The organism is Lacihabitans sp. LS3-19, from assembly GCF_024343575.1.
GTDB lineage: Bacteria > Bacteroidota > Bacteroidia > Cytophagales > Spirosomataceae > Leadbetterella.
Window position 1 is genome coordinate 26,768 of sequence record NZ_RJUA01000002.1, and the last position, 16,729, is coordinate 43,496.

Below are 16,729 nucleotides of genomic sequence, written 5' to 3' on the forward strand. Positions count from 1 at the left end.
AAAACAACAGGTTCGATTTATAAAATAGAATCTGTTGTTTTAATAAAAATGTAATTAGACGCTTAGTTTTCTCCGTTAGCCGCTTTTTCGATATTCTCTTTTACGTCTTTGGTGGCATCTTTAAATTCCTTAATTCCCTTTCCTAAGCCACGAGCTAATTCAGGTAATTTTTTAGCACCAAAAAATAATAAAATAACGAATACAATAACGAATATTTCAGTACCGCCTAAATTTCCCAAGAATAATAATGTTGCTAATTCCATATTTGTAAATAATTATAGGACAAATTTAATAAATTAAAATTACGAAAAAACTATTTATTGATTTAATGCTGTTAAAATGCTGTTAAAATGTGTTAATCAATAGCTCAAAATGTTGAATATGTCAAGAAATGTGTCTATTCAAAAGCCAAAGTTCAAACTTCTCTATTTCTTCTGAGGCACTATTGAAAACAAAAGTGACAAGGGCAATATCATCTGCAAAACCTATCAGCGGTATGAAATCAGGAATGAGATCTATTGGAGATAAAAAATAGACAAAGGCAGTTATTATTATTATTACATTTTTGATATCAATATCTCTATATTCTCCTGTTGCATAAAATTTCAAAAGTTTACCCAAGGTCATTATTTTGTTTAAAACCGTTTCTAGAACTGAATTTTTTCCTTCTTTTTGAATTTTACTCAAAACACCTTTTAATAAAGTAAGTATGCCAACGGTATTCCCTGATAATTTAGTTGCTTTGTTTAATGAAGAATTATAAAAAACCGAATCTAAGATTCTTTCTATGATGTTGTTTTTGTTCATTTTTAATAGAGAAAAAGTAATTTGTCTTTTCCTTCACAAATTAAACCAATCTTTTTGAAATATTTATTGTTAAAATATTAAAAATCGAATAGATATAATTGGCAAATATTAAAATTATACAATATTTTTGTCTAAATTTTTAAATCAAATAGGGTCAACCTAAAAATAGTTAAAATCGCATGAAAGTTACAATAATTGGTGCTGGTGCAGTAGGAGCTACCGCCGCCGACAACATTGCAAGAAAACAAATCGCCTCTGAAGTGGTTATTTTGGACATCAAAGAGGGCTTTGCAGAAGGTAAAGCAATGGATCTTGCTCAAACAGCCTCTATAGAAGGTTTTGATACGAAATTGGTTGGTGTTACGAATGATTACGAAAGAACTGCAAAATCTGATGTGATTGTGGTTACTTCGGGTTTACCAAGAAAGCCAGGTATGACTCGTGAGGAATTAATTGGAATAAACGCAGGAATTGTAAAAACTGTTGTAACCAATGCTTTGGCAGTTTCGCCGAAGGCTGTAATTATTATTGTTTCTAACCCTATGGACACAATGACTTACCTAACTTATAAAATCGCTGCTGAGATGGGAATCTCAAAAAAGAAAGTAATTGGGATGGGAGGAGCATTGGATTCGTCAAGATTCAGATATAGATTAGGAGAAGCTTTAAATGTAGCTCAAAGTGACCTTCACGGAATGGTAATTGGTGGACATGGTGACACTACAATGATTCCTTTGACTAGAATGGCCACTTGGAATGGTATTCCGGTTAGTAGATTTTTAACGGCAGATAAATTGAAAGATGTATCTGATAAAACTATGGTTGGTGGTGCTACATTGACAGGTTTGTTGGGAACTTCAGCATGGTATGCACCTGGTGCTGCTATTGGTCAAATAGTAGAATCTATCCTTCGTGATGAGAAGAAAATTATTCCTTCATGTGTATATCTTAATGGAGAATATGGCCAAAAAGATATTTGTATCGGTGTACCAGTGGTAATCGGTAGAAACGGATGGGAGAAAATAATAAACCTAAGATTGAGCAATTCTGAAAAAGAAGCTTTTGAGAAATCAGCCGAGGCTGTCAGAGCAATGAATGCAGCTCTTTAATCAGAAAAAGATTATAAAAACAAAAGGTCGGAAGTTTTGAATTTCCGACCTTTTTTATTCCTAAACCAACATAAATTCACTTTTAGTTTCAGCTAAACGATGAGCCAATTCTAAAACTTTACTTCGTAGCTCAGGAATTATTCGAGCTATTTCCGGGGTCAATTCAACGCCTTGTTGTTGAATGGATTCAATACTAACTACAAATAGATGTACGTCGGGCATTTTGTTTAACAACTGTAGAGCACTTACTAAATCTTTTAGGCCAATATCATGCGTACTCATTGCATTTGGGAAGTCCGCAGCAAACTTTGGCCTAATAAGTCTTATAGTACCAGTTGGATATTCGTCTAAAGTGGCATCTACAATAACAATGTGATCATATTGTTCAAAGTACTCTAAAAGATAAAAACCTCCCGTGCCTCCATCGAGTATTTCTATTTCTTCTGGGAAAACCTCCTTGCTCAATAAATTAGCCATTTGGACACCTATGCCTTCGTCACCCATTAAATAGTTTCCTATTCCTAAAATCAGTACTGGCTTTTTCATTTTTGAGTGGGTTTTGATTGGTTGAAAAGACTAATTTTATGTTTCTCTTGAGATTTTTTTATTTCTTGCTTATGTTCTTGGAAAATATCCTCTTCGATAAATTTATAACCTGCTCCCATTGAAGATATTTCGCCTCTGCCTTCTACATAGTCATGATAGAAAACCAAATAAATGTGAATTACAGTGAAAAGTATAAAAAACCACATGGTCCAGTGATGGAAAGACCTTAAAGCCATATCAGATCCAAAAAGGAAGCCAATGCCTGAGAAAAGTTTTGGAAACCACCAACTGCTATTTTGAGAATATAAAGCAAATCCTGTTAGAATTTGAATCAAAAAAGCAATGAAAGTTAGAAAATAAATAAATCCAGCAAGGGTATTGTGTCCAACACCAATGTGTTCTTTGCCTTTTAATTGTAAAATATCAATTTTGATAATTTGCCACATATCCTTAAAAAAAGCCAAATTGGTGGGAATGAACTGATGCCATTGGGCAAATTTATTGCCGACAAAACCCCAGTAAATCCGAAAAGCAAAATTGAAAAAGAATAAATAAGAAGCTACAAAGTGTAAAAAACGAACAGTGCCCATAACATATCTAAAGGCGGGCTCTTGCGAGCTTGTCAACACCAATGGATTTGCAATGAAAAATCCAGTTACAATTAACACTAGGATAGCTATAACATTAAGCCAATGGTAAATTCGAACGGGTAATTCCCATACATAAACCCTTCGCATTCTGTTGATTTTCAAATATTTGGTACTCATAATATTTGACAGTTTAAAACTTTTTTAAATTATTGTATTAATCACCAACCACACTTATTCTATTGATATGCTTTCCGTGCTCATCATACAAGTGAACGCTACAGGCCATACATGGGTCAAAACTGTGAATGGTTCTCAGTAATTCTACCGGTTGGTTCGCATCTGCTACAGGTGTATCTATTAAGGCAGCTTCATAGGCACTTCTTTGACCATTGTTGTCACGAGGAGAAGCATTCCAAGTAGTAGGCACAACTAGCTGATAATTAGCTATTTTTTCGTCTGAAATATTTATCCAGTGTGCCAAAGCACCTCTTGGAGCTTCTCCATAACCGACTCCTATGGCTTGTTTAGGCCATGTTGATGGTTGGAAAAGGCTTTGCTCAGCCATTCTGGTATCACCATTTTTGATATTAGAAATCAATTGGTCATAGAATTCTTGTGCCCAATTGGCAACTAAAACACTTTCAAGGCCCCTTGCAGCTGTTCTGCCTAATGTACTGAACAGTGCAGTTATTGGTACATCCAAGTCTTTCAAGGCTTTATCAACTACTTCCTTGAACTCTGGCCTTCCGTGTGCGTAGCCGATGAGCATTCTAGACAAAGGTCCAACTTCCATGGCGTTTCCTTTCCATCTTGGAGTTTTCAAGAAACTATATTTTTGGCTAAAGTCTAAATGATCGAATGGAGGTTTTGGCCCAGTGTAATTCATTTTGCTTTCTCCTTTCCAAGGGTGTAAACCAACTTGGTCGCCGCCTTCATAGCTGTACCAAGAGTGTGTTATGTATTCTTCAACTTCTTTGTCGTTTCTGAGGTCAACTTCATGGATTTTCGAAATATCTTTATTTAAAATAGCACCAGAAGGGAATTTGAAACTTGAAGGGTCATTGAATCCTTTGGTTGGCAAATCTCCGTAAGCCATGTAATTTCCCAAACCACCACCTATAGAGCCCCAGTCTTTGTAGAAACTCGCAATAGCCATTAAATCAGGAATATAAACTTGCTCAATAAATTCTTTTCCCTGATCCAAAATAGTTTTTACATAAGCCAATCGTTCAGCATTTATGCCGCTCATATCATCAAGAGTAACACTGCAAGCCATACCACCAACTAAATAATTAGGGTGAGGGTTTTTACCTCCAAATATGGTTTGCACTTTCACCATTTCTTTTTGCCATTCTAAGGCTTCCAAGTAATGAGCAAGCCCAATCAGATTGACTTCTGCCGGAAGTTTGTAAGCTGGGTGTCCCCAATAGCCATTTGCAAATATGCCCAACTGGCCACTTTCAACGAATTTCTTTATTCTTTTTTGTAAATCAGAAAAATAACCAGGAGAACTTTTTGGCCAATTAGAAATACTTTGAGCCAGTTCTGATGTTTTTTTGGGGTCTGCTTTTAAGGCATTTACCACATCTACCCAGTCCATGGCGTGTAAATGATAAAAGTGAACGACATGGTCATGCATATAAAGGCTCGCAAACATCAAGTTTCTAACCAATTCCGCGTTTGGAGGAACAATTATCCCCAGAGCATCTTCAACAGCTCTAACACTAACCAAAGAGTGGGTGCTGGTACAAACTCCACAAACTCTTCCAACAAATGCCCAAGCATCTCGAGGGTCTCTACCTTTCAGGATTTCCTCGAGTAGCCTAACCATTGTTCCACTCGAAAAAGCATCTTTTATTTTACCATCTTCTATATCGGCTTCTACTCGTAAGTGGCCCTCTATTCGGGTTATCGGATCCACTACTATACGTTGACTCATGATATTTTGTTTTTATATTTTTTTAAATTCAATTTTAGAAAAATCATCCTTATTCAAGCTCACTTTCGCCTAGCTTTCCTTCATTTTCTATCGTTTGAAGTATTTTCTTTTTCCTTACATTGGTCATTATTGCATGTGCCGTAACTCCCACTGCAACAGCACCCAAAGCCACTTTTCCAACAGTATCTGCATTTGCCTCGATACCGAAACCAGGGAAGATTGCCGCACGGTCATAGATGTTTCCGTTGTCCCAATAGTTTTCTTCACTGCAGCCTATACAACCGTGTCCGCTTTGGATAGGGAAACTTACGCCATTGTTCCATTTCATAGTTCCGCAGGAATTGTAGGTAACCGGGCCTTTACAGCCAACTTTGTATAAACAATAGCCTTTTTTAGCATTTTCGTCATCGAAACTTTCAACAAATAACCCAGCATCATAATACGACCTTCTATAGCAACTATCGTGAATTCTTTTGCTATAAAAAGCTTTTGGTCTACCAGTTCTGTCTAGTTCTGGTATTCTGCCAAAAGTTACCACATGTACTATCACTGCAGCCATTACTTCACCAATTGGTGGACAACCGGGTACTTTTATGATGGTTTTACCTTTTAATATTTTATGAATTGGCGTTGCTTTGGTAGGGTTTGGTTTGGCAGATTGCACACATCCATTACTTGCACAGCTACCCCATGCTATAATAGCTTTTGCGTTTTCAGCAGCTTCTTCTAATATTTGGATAGAGGTTTTTCCACCAATCATACAATAAACTCCATCTGCCGCAGTCGGCACACTACCTTCAACACATAAGATGTATTCACCTTTATATTTTTTCATGGTGTTTTGCATGGCTTCTTCCGCTTGTGCACCACTTGCGGCCATCAAAGTCTCGGTATAATCTAAAGAGATTTGATCCAATAAAACGTCAGCTACAATAGGATGAGATGAACGAATAAAGCTTTCACTACAACAAGTACATTCTTGAAAATGTAGCCAAATTACTGGTAAACGTGGTTTGGTTTTTAATGCTTCGGTTACTTGGGCTATACCTGATTGGTTGAGTCCCATATAAGCGGCTATCGTGGTACAAAAAGTTAGGAAGTCACGACGCGAGTAGCCTTTGCGGATTACTTCGTCATAGTAAGTAGGGGCTTGAGTTTTAGTAATGTTTGACATGCTGATATTTATCAAATTGTTGACTAAAAGATTGTAAATCAGGTTTGAAGGTAAAGGATGTGGTTGTTTTTTATTATGATGAAAAGCATTTTTCTTAGTGACTTTACTCATCTCAAAAATAAAAATAGAGTTCTAATATTGGTTAAAATTTATAATACGATTATGAGGAAAATATTGGTATTCGCTTTTTTGCTTTTGTCTTTTGTAACCATAGCACATCCGGGTCATGGAGATCATGGTGATTCTGGGTTTACAATTACTCATTATTTCTCAACTCCAGTTCACATGGGCGTTAGTTTTGCGATTTTAGGAGCGGTTATTTATTTTATAGTGAAGGCTATTAGAAAAAAATCAAAAAATGCATGAGCTTTCTATTGTAATGAGCATTTTGGATATTGCTCAAAAGCAAGCGAATAAAGCCCAAGCCCAAGCAGTCGAGGAGATTGAGTTAGAAATTGGTGAATTGACTGGTATTGAAAAGATGTCGTTTGATTTTGCTTGGAAGCAAGCCATTCGGGGCTCAATATTGGAAAATGTTGAACTGAAAATTATTCGCCCCCTCGGAATTGGAAAATGCATGGACTGTGATGAAGTGTTTGAAATGAAGCAAATTTTCGATGCTTGTCCAATTTGTAAAAGTCCTTTTGTGGCTATAAAAAGTGGTAAAGAATTAAGAGTGAAGTCTTTGGTAGTTACTTAAAAATAATATTATGTGTGCAACATGTGGATGTGGACCAGATCATCATCACAAAGATGAAAAGAAGGTTTTAGATGTAGAGCAAGATATTCTTCAAGAAAATAATCTTCTGGCTCAAAGAAATAGAGGCTATTTTGATGGCAAAAATATCTTTGCCTTGAATTTGGTAAGTTCGCCAGGTTCTGGTAAAACTAGTTTGTTGGAACGGACACTCAGAGATTTAAAAGAGGAGCTTCAATTTGCAGTAATCGAAGGCGACCAACAGACGGCTAACGACGCGGACCGAATTCATGCTACTGGAACTAAAGTGACCCAGATAAATACTGGGAAAGGGTGTCATCTGGACGCTCACATGATTTTTCATGCTCTTCAAGGCATGAAATTGCCTTCGGATTCAGTATTATTTATCGAAAATGTTGGGAATTTAGTTTGTCCCGCAATGTTTGACCTTGGTGAAAAAGACCGAGTTGTTATAATGAGTGTAACTGAAGGGGAAGATAAACCTCTAAAATATCCGGATATGTTTCATTCGTCGCAATTGTGTATCATCAACAAAACTGATTTGCTTCCGTATGTACCTTTTGATTTGGAAAAAGCAAAAGAATATCTCTTAAAAGTAAATCCTAATATTGAAATAATAGAAGTCAGTTGCACAAACGGAGAAGGTTTGTCTGTTTGGTATGAGTGGCTAAAATCAAAAGTTTTGGTGCCTTTCGAATAAATTCAATAAAATGGCAGTATTTCAAATTAAGATAAAAGGTATGGTTCAAGGGGTGGGTTTTCGCCCCTTTGTTCATAAATTGGCGTCCGAAATGAAAATTGACGGAAGGGTTAGTAATGGCTCAGATGGAGTATTGATAGTTTGTGAAGGTTCAGAATTAACCATTCAAAAGTTTTACCAAACAATATTAAATAAGCCACCTCAAAATGCCATAATAACATTTGCTGATATAATTGAAAGCAAGCAAAGTGTCGAGAAAGGTTTTAAAATTATTAATAGTATTCCAGGTAATTTTTCTTCAGTTTTGTTAACGCCTGATGTTGCAATATGTCCTTCTTGTGCAAAAGAAATAAAAGATTTGCAAAATCCCAGATACAGATATCCTTTCACTACTTGTCTCAATTGCGGCCCAAGATATTCAATAGCCGAAGCCGTTCCGTATGACAGGGCAAATACCACCATGCGAACTTTGGAAATGTGTTCATCTTGTATTTCTGAATACAATTCAATAGAAAATACTCGACACCATAGCCAAACAAATTCATGCCCAGATTGCTCTATTCCTATGCATCTTTTTGATTTTGAAGGAAATGTGTTATCGACAGACTGTGTAGAGATTTTGAATTTTATTAATCAAAAACTTGAAGCTGGAAAAATTTTGGCCATAAAAGGAACTGGAGGGTATTTATTAATGTGCGATGCCAACAATGAAAATACAATTTCCCTTTTGAGAGAACACAAAAACAGGCCATCTAAGCCTTTTGCGGTACTTTTTCCTACTTTTCAAAGATTAGAAAAAGATGTTTTTGTAAACAAATTAGAAAAAGAAGCATTGCTTTCTAAAGAAGCTCCGATTGTACTTTGTAAGGTAAAAAAGGAAATAAATTCTAGTATTTCTTTTCAAAAAATAGCTCCAGGGTTAGTGAAATTGGGCGTAATGCTTCCAAATTCTCCGCTTTTGCAATTAATAGCTGAAGATTTCGGGGGACCCATCATTGCTACAAGTGCTAATGTTAGCGGTTCGCCTATTATATTTCGGGATGAAGATGTAATTCCTAATTTGTCAGGAATCGCCGACTTTTTTGTTTCTTATGATAGAGAAATATTAGTTCCTCAAGATGATAGTGTGGTGCAGTTTACTAAAAACAAGCAAAAGATAATCTTAAGGAGGAGCCGAGGTTTTGCTCCTAACTATTTTCCAGTTCCCTTCCAACCTCAAAATAAAGCAGTTTTAGCATTAGGTGCAGATCTAAAAGGAACCTTTACCTTAAGTAAAAAGGATCTTTTATTTGTTAGTCAATACCTTGGGAATCTTGAGAATTTGGAATCTGGAATGGCATTTGATACCACTTTGGCACATATTTCTGGTATTGTAGATTTTAAACCAGAGGTAGTTTTGGCAGATTTACATCCGAACTACTATTCTACTCAAAAGGCAGTGGCCCTTTCAGAAAATTTGAATATTCCTCTTCAAAAAATTCAACATCATAAGGCTCATTTTTTCTCAGTTTTAGCCGAAAATGATCTTTTGGATTGTCAAGAACCTATTTTAGGTGTTATTTGGGATGGTACTGGTTTTGGTGAAGATCAACAAATTTGGGGTGGAGAGTTTTTTCTTTACAAAAATGGCAGAATGGATAGGGCTTTTCATTTGAAATATTTTAATCAAATTTCAGGTGATAAAATGAGTAAAAATCCAAAATTGAGTGCCTTGAGTTTATTACAAGGTTTGGATAAATTTAAAGAATTACTCAAAGGCGATTTCAGTGAAAAGGAATGGAGTTATTATAATAAACTTCCAAAAAATGGCAATCTTTTGAAAACCTCAAGTATGGGAAGGTTTTTAGACGGTATAGCTTATTTATTAGATATTAAATCACCAAATTCTTATGAAGGTGAGGCTGCTCTTAAATTAGAAGCATTGGTTTCTTTGGGAAAAGAAAAATTCACGAATGAATATTATCCTTTTGAAATAATTGAAAATGAAATTGATTTTCATCCTATTTTATTTGGTTTGATTTTAGACAAAATATCAGGAGAGCCAAAAGAGATTATTGCTGAAAAAGTATTTAAAACACTTTCGATTATGATTGCTGAAGTTTGCGAATTGGTTGGAGTTGAGAAAATTGCATTCAGTGGTGGAGTTTTCCAAAATGCAGTTCTATGCGATATGGTTTTCGACGATTTAAGCACAAACAAAGATCTTTATTTTCATAAAAACCTTTCTCCTAACGACGAGAACATAAGCTTTGGTCAGTTTGCAAGTTATGTCAATAATAAACAGGCCGATAAATTGGGTAAAGGATTTAATAATAAAATTAAACAGACAATATCATGTGTTTAGCAATACCAGGCAAATTATTGTCCATCGACGTTGAGCTTGATGAAGTTTTTCGACAAGGCAAAGTGTCTTTTGGTGGAATCCTTAAAGATGTAAATTTAACAATGCTGCCCGATGCCAAAGTTGGAGATTTTGTTTTGGTACATGTGGGTGTAGCGATAAGCATTGTAGATGAAGAGGAAGCTCGACAGACTTTTGAATATTTAAGGCAAATGGGTGAAGTGGAAGAATTAAAAGAATAAGCTATGAAATTTATAACTGAATTTAGAGACCCAGAATTGGTAGAAAAATACGTGAAAGAAATAAAAAACAGGGTAACTAAACCTTGGACTATTATGGAAATTTGCGGAGGACAAACCCATAGTTTGGTGAAAAATGGCATCCTGAGAATGCTTCCGGAGGAAATTTCGATGGTACATGGTCCTGGATGTCCAGTTTGTGTTACACCTATTGGTATTATTGATGAGGCCATTTTACTTTCTTTAAAAAGCAATGTGATTCTCTGTTCATTTGGAGACATGCTAAGAGTTCCAGGGACAAGCAAAAGCCTATTAGAGGCAAAAGCTGAAGGAGCCGATGTAAGGATACTTTATTCGCCTTTAGAGGCTGTTGAAATTGCTAAGAAAAATCCAGTTAAAGAGATTGTGTTTTTTGCTGTGGGATTTGAAACAACTGCCCCAGCGAATGCTATGAGTGTAATAAGTGCTTATAAACAAGGTGTTACAAATTACAGTATTTTAGCCTCACACGTACTTGTTCCTCCTGCAATGGAGGCGATTTTGGGAGATCCTGAAAATAAAATTGATGCTTTTTTAGCTGCTGGTCATGTTTGTACCATCATGGGAATTGATCTTTATTATCCTATTGCTGAAAAATACCAAACCCCAATTGTAGTTACTGGATTTGAGCCTGTAGACTTACTTCAAGGTATTTTAATGGCAATAATTCAATTGGAAAATGGGTCATATTTGGTAGAAAATCAATATGCAAGATGTGTACAAGCTGAAGGAAACCCTAAGGCTATTGAAACTATAAATGAAGTATTTGAAATTTCAGATAGAAGTTGGAGAGGAATAGGAGAAATACCACTAAGCGGACTTGATGTAAGAGCAAAATATGAAAATTATAATGCGAGATTAAAGTTTGGATTGGGTACGCCAAAAGCAGAAACAGCGAATGAATGTATAAGTGGGGAAATAATGAAAGGGCTAAAGAAACCATTTCAATGTCCACATTTCGGAGTTAAATGTAAACCTGAGCATCCTTTGGGTGCCCCTATGGTTAGTAGTGAGGGTGCTTGTGCGGCATATTTTCAATATCAAAATGTTTTGGAGTTTAATTAATTAAAGATGAAGAATTGGGGAGAATGTCCTATGCCAAAATTTGATTTTGACATTATCACCATGGGGCATGGGAGCGGAGGCTTGCTAACACAAAAATTGCTACAGTCTGGCGTTTTTAATATTTTGAAAAACGATAAACTTGACCAGCAACATGATGGGGCCATTTTAGAAATAGGAAATAAAATAGCGATGAGCACTGATAGTTATGTGGTTTCTCCTATTTTTTTTCCTGGTGGAAATATTGGTGACTTGGCAGTTAACGGAACTGTAAATGATCTTGCTATGTGTGGTGCGATTCCCAAATATCTTTCTCTTGCATTTATTTTAGAAGAAGGATTTTTGATGACTGAGTTTTGGAAGATTATGGTTTCAATAAAAAACGCTGCTGATAAGGCTGGTGTTCAGATTGTTACTGGTGATACTAAAGTAGTAGACAAAGGCAAAGGAGACAAGATTTTTATCAATACATCTGGAATTGGAGAGGTGAATTCTAAAGCAAATATTCACCATAAAAACATCAATGAAGGGGATAAGATTATTATAAGTGGGCCTGTGGCTGCACATGGAATCACCATATTGAGTTTGCGAGAAGGGCTTGAATTTGAATCAGATATTGAAAGTGATACAAAGAATTTGAATTATGTAACCCAAAGCTTAATTGAAGAGTTTGGCGAAAAAGTGCATTTTTTACGTGACGCTACGCGTGGAGGTTTGGCAACTGTTTTAAATGAAGTATCGAGTATTACAAATTTGTCAATATACATTGACGAGAAGGCTATTCCGATAGATGAGCAAGTAGAAGGTGCATGCGAAATGCTTGGACTAGATCCATTGTATGTTGCAAATGAAGGGCTATTTGTGACAATCGTTGCCAGAGAAATAGCTGAAAATTACCTCGAATTATTGAAATTTAACATTGGCTTCGAAAATGCATCAATAATAGGTGAGGTACAAAATACTCCAGCTGGAAAAGTTATTTTGAAAAGTAAAATAGGAGGCAATAGGATTTTAAACTACCTCACGGGGGAGCAGTTACCAAGAATTTGTTGAAAATATTCAGCGATTATTCAATTATTGAATAAGTCAAAATCTGAACGTGTCCATTCAATGTAATCTCTAATTCCAAGTTTTTAATGTCCAACTTGTTTACTTTATAATCGTACTCATTTATGGTCATTATTGTACCATCTTGTGATAATGAGAAATTAAAAGAAATGTCGGTATCGGCATCGGAACATAACACATCTCCTTTTTTCCAGTCATATGTTCCAATTTTCTTGTTAAAGATAAAGGTGTCATCTCGAAGGCAATCAGATAATTGGTCTACTCCGTTTACAGTATATGATTTTAATTGCCAAATTTTATAGTTACCTGCTGTCAAGTAATCTATAGGAAGTAGCTCAATTTCTTTTTCTATTGATGAACAAGAGGCAAAAATAGAAAGCATCGAAAAAAGAAATAGGATCTTTTTCATTTGTTTTTATATTTTATTTAGGAAAAGCTTATTACAAAAATAGCTCTTAATTAGTTAATACTAAGTAAGAGCCATTAAAAATTGTACCAAAAAATAAGTTTTTGCTTATTTTTTTCAAAAATTATTTTTTACCAAGTGCTTTTAGCATGGTTTCACCAATTTCAGCAGGAGAATCCACAACAAATATTCCACATTCACGCATAATTGCCATTTTAGCTGCAGCTGTATCATCAGCACCTCCGATGATAGCTCCAGCATGTCCCATTCTACGTCCTTTTGGAGCAGTTTGGCCAGCAATGAATCCTACTACTGGTTTTTTATTTCCTGTTGATTTGATATAGTTTGCAGCTTCTGCTTCCATGCCACCACCAATCTCACCTATCATTACTATACCTTCCGTTTCTGGGTCATTCATAAACATCTCAACAGCCTCTTTGGTAGTTGTTCCAATTATCGGGTCACCGCCTATACCGATGGCTGTTGTTTGTCCTAAGCCTGCTTTCGTCAACTGATCTACAGCTTCATAAGTAAGTGTTCCAGATTTAGAAACAACACCAATTGTCCCTTTTTTGAATATAAAACCAGGCATAATACCTACTTTACATTCTTCTGCGGTTATGATACCAGGACAGTTCGGTCCAATAAGTGTTACATTTTTTCCTTGAATATAAGATTTAGCTTTCACCATATCTTTTGTGGGAATACCCTCAGTAATACAAACAATTACACCAATTCCAGCATCAGCTGCCTCCATAATAGCGTCTGCTGCAAAACCCGGAGGAACAAAGATTATAGAAACATCAGCACCAGTTGTTTTTACTGCATCTTCTACAGTGTTGAAAATAGGCTTGTCTAAATGTGTTTGACCGCCTTTTCCTGGAGTAACTCCACCAACTACGTTTGAACCGTAATCAATCATTTGTCCGGCATGAAAAGATCCTTCAGAACCTGTAAAGCCTTGTACAATTACTTTAGAATTTTTGTTTACGAGAATACTCATCTTATTGTTTTTTTGCCGCAGAGCGGTCTAAATATTTGATTGATAATATATACTTTCTAAATCTTCTTCAAATGTACCCTCGAAATTAGAAAAATACAAAAAACTTGAAAAGAATATTTATTTAAAAATAACTATTTACTTGATAGTAAGTATTTTGTGTTTTTTGCTACAAAAAAAAAGTATAAATTCTGAAATTCCAGAATTTATACTTTTTAGTATAAAAATTTGATAAGAATTAAAGACCAAAAGCAGCTTTTACTTTATCAACATAGTCCAATTTTTCCCAAGTAAACAATTCAACTTCTACAGTTGCTTTTTGTCCAGCGTTTACAAAAGTTTTTGTAATCGTCTTAGATTCTCTACCCATGTGGCCGTAAGCTGCTGTTTCTGAGTAGATTGGTGTACGAAGTTTAAGTCTTTGCTCGATAGCATAAGGTCTCATGTCGAAAGTTTTCTCCACAATTTTAGCAATTTCTCCATCCGTAAGGTCAACTTTGGCAGTTCCTTTGGTATCAACAAAGATTCCACAAGGCTGAGCAACACCAATAGCATAAGAAACTTGAACTAAAACCTCATCACAAACTCCAGCTGCTACTAAGTTTTTTGCAATATGTCTTGTTGCATAAGCAGCAGAGCGGTCAACTTTCGAAGGATCTTTTCCTGAAAATGCTCCACCACCGTGTGCACCTTTTCCACCATAAGTGTCCACTATGATTTTTCTACCTGTCAAACCTGTATCTCCGTGAGGTCCACCGATTACAAACTTTCCAGTTGGATTGATATGATATAAAATATCATCGGTAAATAATGCCTGTAGTTCTGGCTTAAGTTTAGCTTTTACACGTGGTATCACTATTGTTATAATATCCGATTTGATTTTAGCCAACATAGCATTGTCTTCGTCGAAATCATCATGTTGTGTAGAAACTACAATAGTATCAATTCTTTCAGGTTGATTGTCGTCAGAATATTCTATCGTTACTTGAGATTTTGAATCAGGTCTCAAATATTTAATTTCATTGTTTTCTCTTCTGATTTCAGCAAGTTCTTCCAAAATTTTATGCGACAAATCCAATGCTAATGGCATGTAATTGTCCGTTTCTTTTGTTGCATAGCCAAACATCATGCCTTGGTCACCAGCACCTTGAGCGTTAGCTTTGTCTTCAAAGTTATCGCTAGATTTTCTGTCAACACCTTGGTTGATATCTGATGATTGCTCGTGTATAGCAGAAATAATTCCGCAAGAATTGGCTTCAAACATATATTCAGCTTTGGTGTAACCAATTTTCTTGATTACATCTCTAGCGATAGTTTGAACATCTAAATACGTGTTGGTATTAACCTCTCCAGCTAAAACTACCAATCCAGTAGTAACAAGCGTTTCGCAAGCTACTTTTGAGTTAGCATCGAATGCCAAAAAATGATCGATAAGTGCGTCTGAAATTTGATCCGCAACTTTGTCTGGGTGTCCTTCTGATACTGACTCAGAAGTAAATAAGTAAGCCATTTTTTTAAATTTTTAATATTTGAAAAAAAAGCAAGAGAATCGAATGATAGGTAGCTTTGCCGAAACATTTTTGGTCGGGCGACCCACATCTTTTTTACCACCGCGGCGTTTCTATTTACTCGGTTGGTTTCTCATTTTTTTGAGAACTCTTGATGTACTGCAAAATTCGATATTTTTTGTGATACTAAAAAATGTTAGTGAAAAAATCTATTATAATTAATTTTTGTAGAAAAATTATCTAAATGTGCATAAAAAATAGATTCTTAAAAATAAAAATTTCTAAAAAAATGAGTTTTTTATTTTTCTCAAAATCACACTAAAAAAAGCTTTTCCAAATTTTACTTTTGGAGTAGACCACATTATTTTTAATTCTTCTATAAAACTTGATTCTCCGTCAAGGAATTTAAAGACCGTCGAGATAGAATTTTTAGCAAATAATTGATCAAAAACTTCAGCCATTGGATGTCGTTTCTCTTTGATTACATTAAGTAAAGTGGAGGCGTATAATTGATGCCTTTTTTGCCAAAAACTTTCTGATTCAAATTTGGAATCTTCTTTTTCTAATGTTTTTACAATTTTCTTTAGTTTTTTCTGTGTATTGGAAAATGTATATCCTGTAGCTGGATTTGTTGCCCCGCCTGCTGTTCCAATTCTAATTATTCTTTCAGATACAAATTCCTCTGTTTCAGTATCTGACATAGGAATAACACCGAATTCTTCTTCAAGTATTTTATAATCAGTAAGTTTTAGATCTTTTTCTATGTATTCAAAAAGACTTTCATTGTACTCTTTTTCTGTCAAAAGTTTTTCTGAGAAAACCGTGAATTCAAATATCGCTCTGTTTTTGGAAAAAGGTAAAACATACATAAACCTGCATTCAGCATCTTTTTGAGGGATACCGAAGTTCATCATTTCAGGTATATCGCTTTTAAAAAGGTCTTCCTGAGTTTCTATTTCCAGTCCTTTGAAATGCTGCAGTAAGTTTTGATTTTTATTGTTTTTTAGGTCTAATTGAAAAGTACTATCAAATGCATATTGTGCTTTGTAGTATTCATTTGTTTTAGTTAATACTTCCACATAACCAGATTTGTCTCTAATTTCTTTAACAGCGTCTATTTTGAAAATTATATTTGGATATTTTTCGAGATGAGCATTCACGAAATTATAAAAATCAATTCCTCTCAACAGTTTATATCTGTATTGGCCTAATTCATAGATTTTCTCCTTTTTATGAGAATCTATAATTTTTACTTTATTCCATTTTTTATAAAGAATTTCATCAAATGGATTATCTGATTTCTCCCAAAAAGCCCAAGTTCTATCATTTTTTGATTTTCTTTCCGGGTCAATAATTAATATTTTTTTATTGGAAAGTTTAGAAATTGAAAGTTGGTAAGCTAAAGAAAGTCCGGACATACCTCCACCGCAAATAATATAATCGAAAATATTATCTTCTTTAGGGGGATTTGGCATACATATAT

At 35.1% G+C, this 16,729-nt stretch carries 18 protein-coding genes and 1 riboswitch; of the genes, 8 read left to right on the forward strand and 10 right to left on the reverse strand.

Annotated features, from left to right (window positions below):
• Positions 1 to 62 precede the first annotated feature (62 nt).
• Positions 63 to 263, reverse strand: coding sequence for a twin-arginine translocase TatA/TatE family subunit (locus EGI22_RS02480; protein WP_255066102.1), 201 nt, complete (start codon positions 261 to 263; stop codon positions 63 to 65).
• Positions 264 to 384: 121 nt separating this feature from the next.
• Complete coding sequence (locus EGI22_RS02485; protein WP_255066103.1) at positions 385 to 807, reverse strand: YkvA family protein; 423 nt, start codon at positions 805 to 807, stop codon at positions 385 to 387.
• A 179-nt stretch (positions 808 to 986) separates the two neighbouring features.
• Here EGI22_RS02485 and EGI22_RS02490 point away from each other — a divergent pair, with 179 nt between their 5' ends.
• Entirely contained in the window at positions 987 to 1,916 is a 930-nt protein-coding gene (locus EGI22_RS02490) for a malate dehydrogenase (RefSeq protein WP_255066104.1), read from the forward strand.
• A 60-nt stretch (positions 1,917 to 1,976) separates the two neighbouring features.
• Here EGI22_RS02490 and EGI22_RS02495 read toward each other — a convergent pair whose 3' ends face one another.
• The 4 genes from EGI22_RS02495 to EGI22_RS02510 are packed head-to-tail and all read right to left on the reverse strand — an operon-like array spanning position 1,977 to position 6,276.
• A complete protein-coding gene (locus tag EGI22_RS02495; protein WP_255066106.1) occupies positions 1,977 to 2,462 on the reverse strand; it encodes a hydrogenase maturation protease in 486 nt (161 codons plus the stop codon).
• On the reverse strand, positions 2,459 to 3,229 hold the full coding sequence (gene cybH, locus EGI22_RS02500) for a Ni/Fe-hydrogenase, b-type cytochrome subunit (RefSeq protein ID WP_255066107.1): 771 nt from the start codon (positions 3,227 to 3,229) through the stop codon (positions 2,459 to 2,461). Before cybH ends, EGI22_RS02495 begins: the two co-directional genes overlap by 4 nt.
• 37 nt (positions 3,230 to 3,266) lie before the next feature.
• On the reverse strand, positions 3,267 to 4,991 hold the full coding sequence (locus EGI22_RS02505) for a nickel-dependent hydrogenase large subunit (protein WP_255066108.1): 1,725 nt from the start codon (positions 4,989 to 4,991) through the stop codon (positions 3,267 to 3,269).
• 49 nt (positions 4,992 to 5,040) lie between these two features.
• Positions 5,041 to 6,276, reverse strand: a complete 1,236-nt coding sequence (locus tag EGI22_RS02510; RefSeq protein WP_255066109.1) for a hydrogenase small subunit — start codon at positions 6,274 to 6,276, stop codon at positions 5,041 to 5,043.
• Positions 6,277 to 6,327: 51 nt separating this feature from the next.
• Here EGI22_RS02510 and EGI22_RS02515 point away from each other — a divergent pair, with 51 nt between their 5' ends.
• The 7 genes from EGI22_RS02515 to hypE are packed head-to-tail and all read left to right on the forward strand — an operon-like array spanning position 6,328 to position 12,317.
• Entirely contained in the window at positions 6,328 to 6,531 is a 204-nt protein-coding gene (locus EGI22_RS02515) for a hypothetical protein (RefSeq protein WP_255066110.1), read from the forward strand.
• Positions 6,524 to 6,865 (forward strand): hydrogenase maturation nickel metallochaperone HypA, encoded by a 342-nt coding sequence (gene hypA / locus EGI22_RS02520; RefSeq protein WP_255066111.1) that lies wholly within the window; start codon positions 6,524 to 6,526, stop codon positions 6,863 to 6,865. Before EGI22_RS02515 ends, hypA begins: the two co-directional genes overlap by 8 nt.
• 10 nt (positions 6,866 to 6,875) lie before the next feature.
• Positions 6,876 to 7,583: a hydrogenase nickel incorporation protein HypB gene (hypB, locus tag EGI22_RS02525; RefSeq protein WP_255066112.1), complete on the forward strand. Its 708-nt coding sequence runs from the start codon at positions 6,876 to 6,878 to the stop codon at positions 7,581 to 7,583.
• A gap of 10 nt (positions 7,584 to 7,593) precedes the next feature.
• Positions 7,594 to 9,927 carry a carbamoyltransferase HypF gene (gene hypF, locus EGI22_RS02530; protein WP_255066113.1) on the forward strand — a complete coding sequence of 778 codons (2,334 nt, stop codon included), beginning with the start codon at positions 7,594 to 7,596 and terminating at the stop codon, positions 9,925 to 9,927.
• Positions 9,918 to 10,166: a HypC/HybG/HupF family hydrogenase formation chaperone gene (locus tag EGI22_RS02535; RefSeq protein ID WP_255066114.1), complete on the forward strand. Its 249-nt coding sequence runs from the start codon at positions 9,918 to 9,920 to the stop codon at positions 10,164 to 10,166. The genes hypF and EGI22_RS02535 overlap by 10 nt, the downstream gene beginning before the upstream one ends.
• A 3-nt stretch (positions 10,167 to 10,169) precedes the next feature.
• The gene (hypD, locus tag EGI22_RS02540) at positions 10,170 to 11,267 is read left to right on the forward strand and encodes a hydrogenase formation protein HypD (RefSeq protein WP_255066115.1); all 1,098 of its coding nucleotides are present in this window, start codon (positions 10,170 to 10,172) and stop codon (positions 11,265 to 11,267) included.
• 6 nt (positions 11,268 to 11,273) lie between these two features.
• Entirely contained in the window at positions 11,274 to 12,317 is a 1,044-nt protein-coding gene (hypE, locus tag EGI22_RS02545; RefSeq protein ID WP_255066116.1) for a hydrogenase expression/formation protein HypE, read from the forward strand.
• 13 nt (positions 12,318 to 12,330) lie between these two features.
• On the opposite strand, the gene EGI22_RS02550 is transcribed toward hypE, so the two are convergent.
• From EGI22_RS02550 to EGI22_RS02565, 4 genes are all read right to left on the reverse strand, one after another.
• Positions 12,331 to 12,741, reverse strand: a complete 411-nt coding sequence (locus EGI22_RS02550) for a lipocalin family protein (protein ID WP_255066117.1) — start codon at positions 12,739 to 12,741, stop codon at positions 12,331 to 12,333.
• A gap of 121 nt (positions 12,742 to 12,862) precedes the next feature.
• Positions 12,863 to 13,741 carry a succinate--CoA ligase subunit alpha gene (sucD, locus tag EGI22_RS02555; protein ID WP_255066121.1) on the reverse strand — a complete coding sequence of 293 codons (879 nt, stop codon included), beginning with the start codon at positions 13,739 to 13,741 and terminating at the stop codon, positions 12,863 to 12,865.
• Positions 13,742 to 13,976: 235 nt separating this feature from the next.
• On the reverse strand, positions 13,977 to 15,248 hold the full coding sequence (gene metK, locus EGI22_RS02560; protein WP_255066126.1) for a methionine adenosyltransferase: 1,272 nt from the start codon (positions 15,246 to 15,248) through the stop codon (positions 13,977 to 13,979).
• A 56-nt stretch (positions 15,249 to 15,304) separates the two neighbouring features.
• Positions 15,305 to 15,409: riboswitch (SAM-I-IV-variant riboswitch) on the reverse strand.
• 118 nt (positions 15,410 to 15,527) lie between these two features.
• A complete protein-coding gene (locus EGI22_RS02565; RefSeq protein ID WP_255066127.1) occupies positions 15,528 to 16,721 on the reverse strand; it encodes a lycopene cyclase family protein in 1,194 nt (397 codons plus the stop codon).
• Between the last annotated feature and the right edge of the window lie 8 nt (positions 16,722 to 16,729).